At 66.0% G+C, this 13,476-nt stretch carries 7 protein-coding genes; 6 read left to right on the top strand and 1 reads right to left on the bottom strand.

Going from position 1 to position 13,476, the window contains the following annotated elements; genetic code table 11:
* Nucleotides 1-492 precede the first annotated feature (492 nt).
* The 6 genes from rpoB (at nucleotide 493) to tuf (ending at nucleotide 12,868) form a co-directional block, all read left to right on the top strand.
* Nucleotides 493-3,978: a DNA-directed RNA polymerase subunit beta gene (rpoB, locus tag ACZ5CW_RS13860; RefSeq protein ID WP_468600765.1), complete on the top strand. Its 3,486-nt coding sequence runs from the start codon at nucleotides 493-495 to the stop codon at nucleotides 3,976-3,978.
* 98 nt (nucleotides 3,979-4,076) lie between these two features.
* Complete coding sequence (locus tag ACZ5CW_RS13855; RefSeq protein WP_468600763.1) at nucleotides 4,077-7,976, top strand: DNA-directed RNA polymerase subunit beta'; 3,900 nt, start codon at nucleotides 4,077-4,079, stop codon at nucleotides 7,974-7,976.
* A 531-nt stretch (nucleotides 7,977-8,507) separates the two neighbouring features.
* Nucleotides 8,508-8,879: a 30S ribosomal protein S12 gene (gene rpsL, locus ACZ5CW_RS13850; protein WP_003948652.1), complete on the top strand. Its 372-nt coding sequence runs from the start codon at nucleotides 8,508-8,510 to the stop codon at nucleotides 8,877-8,879.
* 2 nt (nucleotides 8,880-8,881) lie between these two features.
* Complete coding sequence (gene rpsG / locus ACZ5CW_RS13845; protein ID WP_003992340.1) at nucleotides 8,882-9,352, top strand: 30S ribosomal protein S7; 471 nt, start codon at nucleotides 8,882-8,884, stop codon at nucleotides 9,350-9,352.
* Nucleotides 9,353-9,391: 39 nt separating this feature from the next.
* Complete coding sequence (gene fusA, locus ACZ5CW_RS13840) at nucleotides 9,392-11,518, top strand: elongation factor G (protein WP_468600761.1); 2,127 nt, start codon at nucleotides 9,392-9,394, stop codon at nucleotides 11,516-11,518.
* Between the two features lie 156 nt (nucleotides 11,519-11,674).
* The gene (gene tuf, locus ACZ5CW_RS13835; protein ID WP_073901448.1) at nucleotides 11,675-12,868 is read left to right on the top strand and encodes an elongation factor Tu; all 1,194 of its coding nucleotides are present in this window, start codon (nucleotides 11,675-11,677) and stop codon (nucleotides 12,866-12,868) included.
* A 133-nt stretch (nucleotides 12,869-13,001) separates the two neighbouring features.
* Here tuf and ACZ5CW_RS13830 read toward each other — a convergent pair whose 3' ends face one another.
* A complete protein-coding gene (locus ACZ5CW_RS13830; protein ID WP_468600758.1) occupies nucleotides 13,002-13,292 on the bottom strand; it encodes a hypothetical protein in 291 nt (96 codons plus the stop codon).
* Nucleotides 13,293-13,476: the final 184 nt, after the last annotated feature.

Below are 13,476 nucleotides of genomic sequence, written 5' to 3'. Positions count from 1 at the left end.
CGATCATCCATCCGGGTGGTCGCTCTTCGGCGTATCGGAGGGCCGTCCACGGTTGCCTTGCACTCGCGACGGCGAGGGGTATGGTGATCTTCGTCGTGTCTCCGGCCAGTCTCGTTTGGACTGAGGGGCCTTGACGAACCGCACGCAGCGCGCAATTCTCAGGACGCGTCGTCACAAGGATCCGAATCCGAGGCATGGATCGGCGACGAAGAGGGCAGTATCAACGTGCGTTGAGGGCAGGCATGCCGAGGGCGTTGACAAGAGCGGTGAGCACAACGAGGGTCTCGAAAAACCCGCGCTGGACATCAGTGTGCCAAGTGGCTACACTGACCCTTTGCGCTGCCTGTTAGCTGTCCCCTGCCCGTCACCAGGGGTCTGCCCTCACTCGAGCACTGATGACAAAAGCTCCCTTGACCTGGGGTTTCTGTCTCTGTGTACGGGAGAGGGGCCGGCACGCGCGTAGTGAGTCCGAGCCCTCGGAAGGACCCCCTCTTGGCCGCCTCGCGCAATGCCTCGACCGCGAATACGAACAACGGCGCCAGCACCGCCCCGCTGCGCATTTCCTTTGCAAAGATCAAGGAGCCTCTCGAGGTTCCGAACCTGCTCGCGCTGCAGACCGAGAGCTTCGACTGGCTGCTCGGCAACACCGCTTGGCAGACTCGGGTCGAGGAGGCTCTGGAGAACGGTCAGGACGTCCCCACCAAGTCCGGTCTGGAGGAGATCTTCGAGGAGATCTCCCCGATCGAGGACTTCTCCGGGTCGATGTCGCTGACGTTCCGGGACCACCGCTTCGAGCCGCCGAAGAACTCGATCGACGAGTGCAAGGAGCGCGACTTCACGTACGCGGCCCCGCTCTTCGTCACCGCCGAGTTCACCAACAACGAGACCGGTGAGATCAAGTCCCAGACGGTCTTCATGGGCGACTTCCCGCTCATGACGAACAAGGGCACCTTCGTCATCAACGGCACCGAGCGTGTCGTGGTGTCTCAGCTGGTCCGTTCCCCCGGTGTCTACTTCGACTCCTCCATCGACAAGACGTCCGACAAGGACATCTTCTCCGCCAAGATCATCCCGTCCCGGGGTGCCTGGCTGGAGATGGAGATCGACAAGCGCGACATGGTCGGCGTCCGCATCGACCGCAAGCGCAAGCAGTCGGTCACCGTCCTCCTGAAGGCGCTCGGCTGGACCACCGAGCAGATCCTCGAGGAGTTCGGCGAGTACGAGTCGATGCGCGCCACCCTGGAGAAGGACCACACCCAGGGCCAGGACGACGCGCTGCTCGACATCTACCGCAAGCTGCGTCCGGGCGAGCCCCCCACGCGTGAGGCCGCGCAGACGCTGCTGGAGAACCTCTACTTCAACCCCAAGCGCTACGACCTGGCGAAGGTCGGCCGCTACAAGGTGAACAAGAAGCTCGGTGCGGACGAGCCGCTGGACGCCGGTGTACTCACCACCGACGACGTCATCGCCACCATCAAGTACCTGGTGAAGCTGCACGCCGGTGAGACCGAGACGACCGGCGAGTCCGGCCGCTCGATCATGGTGGAGACCGACGACATCGACCACTTCGGCAACCGCCGCATCCGCAGCGTCGGCGAGCTGATCCAGAACCAGGTCCGTACGGGTCTCGCCCGTATGGAGCGCGTCGTGCGCGAGCGCATGACCACCCAGGACGTCGAGGCGATCACGCCGCAGACCCTGATCAACATCCGGCCGGTCGTCGCCTCCATCAAGGAGTTCTTCGGCACCAGCCAGCTGTCCCAGTTCATGGACCAGAACAACCCGCTGTCGGGGCTGACGCACAAGCGTCGTCTGAACGCCCTCGGCCCGGGTGGTCTCTCCCGTGAGCGGGCCGGCTTCGAGGTCCGTGACGTCCACCCGTCGCACTACGGCCGCATGTGCCCGATCGAGACGCCCGAAGGCCCGAACATCGGTCTGATCGGCTCGCTCGCCTCCTACGGCCGGGTCAACGCGTTCGGTTTCATCGAGACGCCGTACCGCAAGGTCGTCGACGGCCAGGTCTCCGACGAGGTCGACTACCTGACGGCCGACGAGGAGGACCGCTTCGTCATCGCGCAGGCCAACGCCCCGCTGAACGACGAGATGCGGTTCGCCGAGGCCCGCGTGCTGGTCCGCCGTCGTGGCGGCGAGGTCGACTACGTCGGCCCCGAGGACGTGGACTACATGGACGTCTCGCCGCGCCAGATGGTGTCGGTCGCGACCGCCATGATCCCCTTCCTCGAGCACGACGACGCCAACCGTGCCCTCATGGGCGCGAACATGATGCGTCAGGCCGTTCCGCTGATTAAGTCGGAGGCCCCGCTCGTCGGTACCGGCATGGAGTACCGCTCCGCCGCCGACGCCGGCGACGTCGTCAAGGCCGAGAAGGCCGGTGTGGTCCAGGAGGTCTCCGCGGACTACATCACCACCGCCAACGACGACGGCACGTACATCACGTACCGCCTGGCCAAGTTCGCCCGCTCCAACCAGGGCACCTCGGTCAACCAGAAGGTCATCGTCAACGAGGGCGACCGCGTCATCGAGGGCCAGGTCCTCTCCGACGGCCCGGCCACCCAGAACGGCGAGATGGCCCTCGGCAAGAACCTGCTCGTGGCGTTCATGCCGTGGGAGGGTCACAACTACGAGGACGCGATCATCCTGTCGCAGCGCCTCGTGCAGGACGACGTCCTCTCCTCGATCCACATCGAGGAGCACGAGGTCGACGCCCGTGACACCAAGCTCGGCCCCGAGGAGATCACCCGGGACATCCCGAACGTCTCCGAGGAGGTCCTCGCCGACCTCGACGAGCGCGGCATCATCCGTATCGGTGCCGAGGTCATCGCCGGTGACATCCTGGTCGGCAAGGTCACCCCGAAGGGTGAGACCGAGCTGACCCCCGAGGAGCGCCTGCTGCGCGCGATCTTCGGTGAGAAGGCCCGTGAGGTCCGTGACACCTCGCTGAAGGTGCCGCACGGCGAGACCGGCAAGGTCATCGGCGTGCGCGTCTTCGACCGCGAGGAGGGCGACGAGCTTCCCCCCGGTGTGAACCAGCTGGTGCGCGTGTACGTCGCGCAGAAGCGCAAGATCACCGACGGTGACAAGCTCGCCGGCCGTCACGGCAACAAGGGTGTCATCTCGAAGATCCTTCCCATCGAGGACATGCCGTTCCTCGAGGACGGAACTCCGGTCGACATCATCCTCAACCCGCTGGGTGTGCCGTCCCGAATGAACCCGGGACAGGTCCTGGAGATCCACCTCGGCTGGCTCGCCAGCCGCGGCTGGGACGTCTCCGGCCTCGCCGACGAGTGGGCGCAGCGCCTGCAGGCCATCGGTGCCGACCAGGTCGCCCCCGGCACCAACGTCGCCACCCCGGTCTTCGACGGTGCCCGTGAGGACGAGCTGGCGGGTCTGCTGCAGCACACCATCCCGAACCGCGACGGCGAGCGCATGGTGCTCCCGTCCGGCAAGGCGCGGCTGTTCGACGGCCGTAGCGGTGAGCCGTTCCCGGACCCGATCTCGGTCGGCTACATGTACATCCTGAAGCTGCACCACCTGGTCGACGACAAGCTGCACGCCCGCTCGACCGGTCCGTACTCGATGATCACCCAGCAGCCGCTGGGTGGTAAGGCCCAGTTCGGTGGCCAGCGGTTCGGTGAGATGGAGGTGTGGGCCCTCGAGGCCTACGGCGCCGCGTACGCCCTCCAGGAGCTGCTGACCATCAAGTCCGACGACGTCACCGGCCGAGTGAAGGTCTACGAGGCCATCGTCAAGGGCGAGAACATCCCCGAGCCCGGCATCCCCGAGTCCTTCAAGGTGCTCATCAAGGAGATGCAGTCGCTCTGCCTGAACGTGGAGGTGCTGTCCAGCGACGGTATGTCCATCGAGATGCGCGACACCGACGAGGACGTCTTCCGCGCTGCGGAGGAGCTCGGTATCGACCTGTCCCGGCGCGAGCCGAGCAGCGTCGAAGAGGTCTGACGGGAGTCCGGCGGGGCCCTGACCCACAAGGGCCCCGCCGACCCCCAGGCCCCCGTTTCAGACCAAAGACTTTCGACCCTGAGAGGGATTGACGCATAGTGCTCGACGTCAACTTCTTCGACGAGCTCCGGATCGGCCTGGCCACCGCTGACGACATCCGTCAGTGGAGCCACGGCGAGGTCAAGAAGCCCGAGACGATCAACTACCGCACCCTGAAGCCCGAAAAGGACGGACTCTTCTGCGAGAAGATCTTCGGTCCGACCCGGGACTGGGAGTGCTACTGCGGCAAGTACAAGCGTGTCCGCTTCAAGGGCATCATCTGTGAGCGCTGTGGCGTCGAGGTCACGCGCGCCAAGGTGCGCCGTGAGCGGATGGGCCACATCGAGCTGGCCGCGCCCGTCACGCACATCTGGTACTTCAAGGGTGTCCCGAGCCGTCTGGGCTACCTGCTCGACCTGGCTCCCAAGGACCTCGAGAAGGTCATCTACTTCGCGGCGTACATGATCACGTTCGTCGACGAGGAGCGCCGCACCCGCGACCTGCCCTCCCTGGAGGCGCACGTCTCGGTCGAGCGCCAGCAGATCGAGAACCGTCGCGACGCCGACCTGGAGGCCCGCGCCAAGAAGCTCGAGGCCGACCTGGCCGAGCTGGAGGCCGAGGGTGCCAAGGCCGACGTGCGCCGCAAGGTGCGCGAGGGTGCCGAGCGCGAGATGAAGCAGCTGCGCGACCGTGCGCAGCGCGAGATCGACCGCCTCGACGAGGTGTGGAGCCGGTTCAAGAACCTCAAGGTCCAGGACCTCGAGGGCGACGAGCTGCTCTACCGCGAGCTGCGTGACCGCTTCGGCACGTACTTCGACGGCTCGATGGGTGCCGCGGCGCTGCAGAAGCGCCTGGAGTCCTTCGACCTCGAGGAGGAGGCCGAGCGGCTCCGCGAGATCATCCGTACCGGCAAGGGCCAGAAGAAGACCCGTGCGCTCAAGCGCCTGAAGGTCGTCTCCGCGTTCCTGCAGACCAGCAACAGCCCCAAGGGCATGGTGCTCGACTGCGTGCCGGTCATCCCGCCGGACCTGCGTCCGATGGTGCAGCTGGACGGTGGCCGCTTCGCGACCTCCGACCTGAACGACCTGTACCGCCGTGTGATCAACCGCAACAACCGTCTGAAGAGGCTTCTCGACCTCGGCGCGCCCGAGATCATCGTCAACAACGAGAAGCGCATGCTTCAGGAGGCTGTCGACGCCCTCTTCGACAACGGTCGTCGCGGCCGTCCGGTGACCGGTCCCGGTAACCGCCCGCTGAAGTCCCTCAGCGACATGCTGAAGGGTAAGCAGGGTCGATTCCGTCAGAACCTGCTCGGTAAGCGAGTCGACTACTCGGCGCGTTCCGTCATCGTCGTCGGCCCGCAGCTGAAGCTGCACCAGTGCGGTCTGCCCAAGGCCATGGCGCTGGAGCTGTTCAAGCCGTTCGTGATGAAGCGTCTGGTCGACCTGAACCACGCGCAGAACATCAAGAGCGCCAAGCGCATGGTGGAGCGCGGCCGCACGGTCGTGTACGACGTCCTCGAAGAGGTCATCGCCGAGCACCCGGTGCTGCTGAACCGTGCTCCCACCCTGCACCGCCTCGGCATCCAGGCCTTCGAGCCGCAGCTGGTCGAGGGCAAGGCCATCCAGATCCACCCGCTCGTCTGCACCGCGTTCAACGCGGACTTCGACGGTGACCAGATGGCCGTGCACCTGCCGCTGTCCGCGGAGGCGCAGGCCGAGGCCCGCATCCTGATGCTGTCCTCGAACAACATCCTCAAGCCCGCCGACGGCCGTCCGGTGACGATGCCGACCCAGGACATGGTCCTCGGTCTGTTCTTCCTCACCACCGACGGTGAGCTGCGTGACACCAAGGGCGAGGGCCGTGCGTTCGGCTCCACGGCCGAGGCGATCATGGCGTTCGACGCCGGCGAGCTGGCGCTGCAGTCGCCGATCGACATCCGCTTCCCGGTGGGCACCATCCCGCCGCGCGGCTGGACCCCGCCGGCGCGCGAGGAGGGCGAGCCCGAGTGGCAGCAGGGTGACTCGTTCCGCCTGCGCACCACGCTGGGCCGCGCGCTCTTCAACGAGCTGCTGCCCGAGGACTACCCGTTCGTCGACTACTCGGTGGGCAAGAAGCAGCTCTCCGAGATCGTCAACGACCTGGCCGAGCGCTACCCCAAGGTCATCGTGGCGGCGACGCTCGACAACCTGAAGGCGGCCGGCTTCTACTGGGCGACCCGTTCCGGTGTCACCGTGGCCATCTCCGACGTCGTCGTTCCCGAGGCGAAGAAGGAGATCGTCCGCGGGTACGAGGCGCAGGACGAGAAGGTCCAGAAGCAGTACGAGCGCGGTCTGATCACCAAGGAAGAGCGCACTCAGGAACTCATCGCGATCTGGACCAAGGCGACCAACGAGGTCGCCGAGGCGATGAACGAGAACTTCCCCAAGACGAACCCCATCTTCATGATGGTTGACTCGGGTGCCCGAGGAAACATGATGCAGATGCGGCAGATCGCCGGTATGCGTGGTCTGGTGTCGAACGCGAAGAACGAGACCATCCCGCGTCCGATCAAGGCCTCGTTCCGTGAGGGTCTGTCCGTGCTGGAGTACTTCATCTCCACGCACGGTGCCCGTAAGGGTCTGGCGGACACCGCCCTGCGTACCGCCGACTCGGGTTACCTCACCCGTCGTCTGGTCGACGTCTCCCAGGACGTCATCATCCGCGAGGAGGACTGCGGCACCGACCGTGGCCTCAAGCTCAAGATCGCGGAGCGGGGCGCGGACGGCGTGCTGCGCAAGACGGAGGACGTCGAGACGTCCGTGTACGCGCGCTGCCTCGCCGAGGACATCGTGGTCGACGGCCAGGTGCTGGCCCCGGCCGGCACCGACCTGGGCGACGTCCTCATCGAGGAGCTGGTCGGCCGTGGCGTCGAGGAGGTCAAGACCCGCTCGGTCCTGACCTGCGAGTCCGCCGTCGGTACCTGCGCGATGTGCTACGGCCGTTCGCTCGCCACCGGCAAGCTGGTCGACATCGGTGAGGCGGTCGGCATCATCGCCGCCCAGTCCATCGGTGAGCCCGGTACCCAGCTGACGATGCGTACCTTCCACACCGGTGGTGTGGCCGGTGACGACATCACCCAGGGTCTGCCCCGTGTCGTCGAGCTGTTCGAGGCCCGCACCCCGAAGGGTGTCGCCCCGATCTCCGAGGCCTCCGGCCGCGTGCGGATCGAGGAGACCGAGAAGACCAAGAAGATCGTCGTCACCCCGGACGACGGCAGCGACGAGACGGCGTTCCCGATCTCGAAGCGTGCCAAGGTCCTGGTCCGCGAGGGCGACCACGTCGAGGTGGGCCAGCAGCTCACCGTGGGTGCCACCAACCCGCACGACGTGCTGCGCATCCTGGGTCAGCGTGCCGTCCAGGTCCACCTGGTCGGCGAGGTCCAGAAGGTCTACAACTCGCAGGGTGTGTCGATCCACGACAAGCACATCGAGATCATCATCCGGCAGATGCTCCGCCGCGTGACGATCATCGAGTCCGGCGACGCCGAGCTGCTGCCCGGTGAGCTGGTCGAGCGCTCGAAGTTCGAGACCGAGAACCGTCGTGTGGTCCAGGAGGGCGGTCACCCGGCCTCCGGTCGTCCGCAGCTGATGGGTATCACCAAGGCCTCGCTGGCGACGGAGTCCTGGCTGTCGGCCGCCTCCTTCCAGGAGACGACCCGAGTTCTGACGGACGCGGCGATCAACGCCAAGTCCGACAGCCTCATCGGCCTCAAGGAGAACGTCATCATCGGTAAGCTCATCCCGGCCGGTACGGGTCTGTCCCGCTACCGCAACATCCGGGTCGAGCCGACCGAGGAGGCCAAGGCCGCGATGTACTCGGCCGTCGGCTACGACGACATCGACTACTCGCCGTTCGGCACCGGCTCCGGCCAGGCCGTTCCGCTGGAGGACTACGACTACGGTCCGTACAACCAGTAAGCGAGCAGCTTGAACCGAAGGGCGACCACTCCCGCTGGGGGTGGCCGCCCTTCGGCGTCTGCCGGGCCACCAGCGACCTGGACAGCCGTCAGGGGGCCGTGGAGGGGGACGACGGCCGTGCGGGCGCGCGCCGGCCGCAGGGTGCCCTGCGGGGGCGTCGGGGGGCCTGCTGCCGGCTCGCGGGGAGCGGGGAGGCGACGCCCGGCCGAAACGGCCTGTTCGAAGATCGACAACCGTCGATTCGAAGATCACGTAGCGTACAGGGGCTTGACATGGCCCGCAGAGCGAGGCGGGCGGGTCGCATTTGTTTTGACCACAGCGAATGAGGTAGGTACGCTCAGACCTTGTGCCTGGGGTGTGCCCTGGCTCTCGTGCGTGCCTTCGACCGCATGGCGAGCCGTCATCGGCCACCGTAATCTGCGCCCTTTCCGCCTTGCGGCGGGAGTCTGCGGGATTCGACACACCCGACCGCGTGGGTCGGCGAAGTTCCAGGTTAGCTGTACCTATCGGCACACAGAAACCGGAGAAGTAGTGCCTACGATCCAGCAGCTGGTCCGCAAGGGCCGGCAGGACAAGGTCGAGAAGAACAAGACGCCCGCACTCGAGGGTTCCCCTCAGCGTCGTGGCGTCTGCACGCGTGTGTTCACGACCACCCCGAAGAAGCCGAACTCGGCCCTGCGTAAGGTCGCGCGTGTGCGTCTGACCAGCGGCATCGAGGTCACCGCTTACATTCCGGGTGAGGGACACAACCTGCAGGAGCACTCCATCGTGCTCGTGCGCGGCGGCCGTGTGAAGGACCTGCCGGGTGTTCGCTACAAGATCATCCGTGGCTCCCTCGACACCCAGGGTGTCAAGAACCGCAAGCAGGCCCGTTCCCGCTACGGCGCCAAGAAGGAGAAGTAAGAATGCCTCGTAAGGGCCCCGCCCCGAAGCGCCCGGTCATCATCGACCCGGTCTACGGTTCTCCTCTGGTGACCTCCCTCATCAACAAGGTGCTGCTGAACGGCAAGCGCTCCACCGCCGAGCGCATCGTCTACGGCGCCATGGAGGGTCTGCGTGAGAAGACGGGCAACGACCCGATCATCACGCTGAAGCGCGCGCTGGAGAACATCAAGCCGACCCTCGAGGTCAAGTCCCGCCGTGTCGGTGGTGCGACGTACCAGGTTCCGATCGAGGTCAAGCCCGGTCGCGCCAACACGCTCGCGCTGCGCTGGCTGGTCGGTTACTCGCGCGCCCGTCGCGAGAAGACCATGACCGAGCGTCTGCTCAACGAACTCCTCGACGCCTCCAACGGCCTGGGTGCCGCTGTGAAGAAGCGCGAGGACACGCACAAGATGGCCGAGTCCAACAAGGCCTTCGCGCACTACCGCTGGTAGTCGCTACCCACATCGAGACCGAGAGAAGACTGAAGCCTTATGGCTACCACTTCACTTGACCTGGCCAAGGTCCGCAACATCGGGATCATGGCCCACATCGACGCGGGCAAGACGACCACCACCGAGCGGATCCTGTTCTACACCGGTGTGTCTTACAAGATCGGTGAGGTCCACGACGGCGCTGCCACCATGGACTGGATGGAGCAGGAGCAGGAGCGTGGCATCACGATCACCTCTGCTGCCACCACCTGTCACTGGCCGCTGGAGAACGTCGACCACACGATCAACATCATCGACACCCCGGGTCACGTCGACTTCACCGTCGAGGTGGAGCGCTCCCTGCGCGTGCTCGACGGTGCCGTGACGGTGTTCGACGGCGTCGCCGGCGTTGAGCCGCAGTCCGAGACGGTGTGGCGTCAGGCGGACCGCTACGGCGTTCCGCGTATCTGCTTCGTCAACAAGCTCGACCGGACCGGTGCCGAGTTCCACCGCTGCGTCGACATGATCACTGACCGCCTGGGCGCTCAGCCGATCGTCATGCAGCTGCCGATCGGTGCCGAGGCCGACTTCAAGGGCGTCGTCGACCTCGTGACGATGAAGGCCCTGGTCTGGTCCGCCGAGGCCACCAAGGGCGAGATGTACGACACCGTCGACATCCCGGCCACGCACACCGAGGCTGCCGAGGAGTGGCGCGGCAAGCTGCTCGAGGCCGTCGCGGAGAACGACGAAGAGATCATGGAGCTGTACCTGGAGGGCGAAGAGCCTTCCGTGGAGCAGCTGTACGCCGCGATCCGTCGTATCACCATCGCGTCCGGCAAGGGCACCGGCACCACCGTCACCCCGGTGTTCTGCGGCACCGCGTTCAAGAACAAGGGCGTCCAGCCCCTGCTCGACGCGGTCGTGCGCTACCTGCCGTCCCCGGTCGACATCGAGGCCATCGAGGGCCACGACGTCAAGGACGCCGAGGTCGTCGTCAAGCGCAAGCCGTCCGACGAGGAGCCCCTCTCGGCGCTGGCGTTCAAGATCATGAGCGACCCGCACCTCGGCAAGCTCACCTTCGTCCGGGTCTACTCGGGCCGCCTGGAGTCCGGCACCTCGGTGCTGAACTCCGTCAAGGGCAAGAAGGAGCGCATCGGCAAGATCTACCGCATGCACGCCAACAAGCGTGAGGAGATCGAGTCGGTGGGCGCCGGCGACATCGTCGCCGTCATGGGCCTGAAGCAGACCACCACCGGTGAGACGCTGTCCGACGACAAGAACCCGGTGATCCTGGAGTCCATGGACTTCCCGGCCCCGGTCATCCAGGTCGCCATCGAGCCCAAGTCGAAGGGCGACCAGGAGAAGCTCGGCGTCGCGATCCAGCGCCTGGCCGAGGAGGACCCGTCGTTCCAGGTCCACTCGGACGAGGAGACCGGCCAGACCATCATCGGTGGTATGGGCGAGCTGCACCTCGAGGTGCTGGTCGACCGTATGCGCCGTGAGTTCAAGGTCGAGGCCAACGTCGGCAAGCCGCAGGTGGCGTACCGCGAGACGATCCGCAAGGCCGTCGAGCGCGTCGACTACACCCACAAGAAGCAGACCGGTGGTACCGGTCAGTTCGCGAAGGTGCAGATCGGCATCGAGCCGCTCGAGGGTGGCGACACCTCGTACGAGTTCGTGAACAAGGTGACCGGTGGTCGTATCCCGAAGGAGTACATCCCTTCGGTCGACGCCGGTGCGCAGGAGGCCATGCAGTTCGGCATCCTCGCCGGTTACGAGATGACCGGTGTCCGCGTGATCCTGCACGACGGTGCCTACCACGAGGTCGACTCCTCCGAGCTGGCCTTCAAGATCGCCGGTTCGCAGGCCTTCAAGGAGGCCGCGCGCAAGGCCAGCCCCGTGCTGCTCGAGCCGATGATGGCCGTCGAGGTCACCACGCCCGAGGACTACATGGGTGAGGTCATCGGCGACATCAACTCCCGCCGTGGTCAGATCCAGGCCATGGAGGAGCGGGCTGGTGCCCGCGTCGTGAAGGGCCTCGTGCCCCTGTCGGAGATGTTCGGCTACGTCGGCGACCTCCGCAGCAAGACGTCGGGTCGCGCAAGCTACTCGATGCAGTTCGACTCCTACGCCGAGGTTCCGCGGAACGTCGCCGAGGAGATCATCGCGAAGGCCAAGGGCGAGTAACGCACCGCGTTCACACGCCGTAGGCTTGACTCCGGAGCCTCGAGGGGCAAACGTCCGCAATCGTGAGCGTTTGCCCCGGGTTCCGGGCCTTTACAGCAAAGATCACCTGGCGCCGATGAAGTAAGGCGTACAGAACCACTCCACAGGAGGACCCCAGTGGCGAAGGCGAAGTTCGAGCGGACTAAGCCGCACGTCAACATCGGCACCATCGGTCACATCGACCACGGTAAGACGACCCTCACGGCCGCCATTACCAAGGTGCTGCACGACGCGTACCCGGACCTGAACGAGGCCACCCCGTTCGACAACATCGACAAGGCGCCCGAAGAGCGTCAGCGCGGTATCACCATCTCCATCGCGCACGTCGAGTACCAGACCGAGGCGCGTCACTACGCCCACGTCGACTGCCCGGGTCACGCGGACTACATCAAGAACATGATCACCGGTGCCGCGCAGATGGACGGCGCGATCCTGGTGGTCGCCGCCACCGACGGCCCGATGCCGCAGACCAAGGAGCACGTGCTCCTGGCCCGCCAGGTCGGCGTTCCGTACATCGTCGTCGCCCTGAACAAGGCCGACATGGTGGACGACGAGGAGATCCTGGAGCTCGTCGAGCTCGAGGTCCGTGAGCTCCTCACCGAGTACGAGTTCCCCGGCGACGACGTTCCGGTCGTCCAGGTCTCCGCGCTCAAGGCCCTCGAGGGCGAGCAGCAGTGGGTGGACTCCGTCCTCAACCTGATGAAGGCCGTCGACGAGTCGATCCCGCAGCCGGAGCGCGACGTCGACAAGCCGTTCCTCATGCCGATCGAGGACGTCTTCACGATCACCGGTCGTGGCACCGTCGTCACCGGTCGTATCGAGCGCGGTATCCTCAAGGTCAACGAGACCGTGGACATCATCGGCATCAAGACCGAGAAGACCACCACCACGGTCACCGGCATCGAGATGTTCCGCAAGCTGCTCGACGAGGGCCAGGCCGGTGAGAACGTCGGTCTGCTCCTCCGTGGCATCAAGCGCGAGGACGTCGAGCGCGGCCAGGTCATCATCAAGCCGGGCTCGGTCACCCCGCACACCGAGTTCGAGGCGCAGGCCTACATCCTGTCCAAGGACGAGGGTGGCCGCCACACGCCGTTCTTCAACAACTACCGTCCGCAGTTCTACTTCCGTACGACGGACGTGACCGGCGTCGTGACCCTCCCCGAGGGCACCGAGATGGTCATGCCGGGCGACAACACCGAGATGACGGTGTCGCTCATCCAGCCCGTCGCCATGGAAGAGGGCCTGAAGTTCGCCATCCGTGAGGGTGGCCGCACCGTGGGCGCCGGCCAGGTCACCAAGATCGTCAAGTAAGTTCGCTTGCTTGCGGGTCACCAGCTGACCTGAAGGTCTCAGACCTGGGAGAGGCCCGTACGACTTCGGTCGTACGGGCCTCTTCTGCTGTTCCCGGGTTCTTCCGGGGTCTTCCAGGGTCTTCCGGGGCCGCTCACTGCAGGGAGCGCAGGGGCGGATGGGCGTACGACGCCTCGCACACGTACAGCTGCATGCCGTACCCCCGGCCGAAGTCGAGTCCGGTCTCCAGGGCCGGGCCGAGGAAGTGGAGGCCGGTGTAACCGGCGTCCTCCAGCGGGCGCCAGCTCCCGCTGCCGCCGTCCCACTCGGCGCCGTCGAAGGTGAGCAGGGGCCGCACGGCCGAGCCGCACTCGGTACAGGCCATGGGATACGGGTCGGAGAAGCTCCAGGGCGCGTGCCCGCCGAGCTTGGTGCCGGGTGCCACGGCGAGGTCGTACTGGTAGCAGACGCGCTCGTCCTCCAGCCCCTCCTCCCAGGCCTCGATCCGGTCCGCCAGTTCCTCGGGCAGCTCGTGCGGGGCCGGTACTCGGTGACGGTTTCCGGGTGCAGCAGGCAGGGCTCGGGCAGGTAGTCGTCGTTACCGATCACCGCGGGCCGCGGGGGTGTGC

This window comes from Streptomyces sp. NPDC031379 (assembly GCF_055569615.1).
This window is presented reverse-complemented; position numbering and strand designations above follow the sequence as displayed.

What these genes read in the sequence shown, in the direction of transcription:
- fusA (WP_468600761.1), top strand. Translation starts at nt 9,392, where the DNA reads ATGGCTACCACTTCACTTGACCTGGCCAAGGTCCGCAACATCGGGATC.
- rpsG (WP_003992340.1), top strand. Translation starts at nt 8,882, where the DNA reads ATGCCTCGTAAGGGCCCCGCCCCGAAGCGCCCGGTCATCATCGACCCG.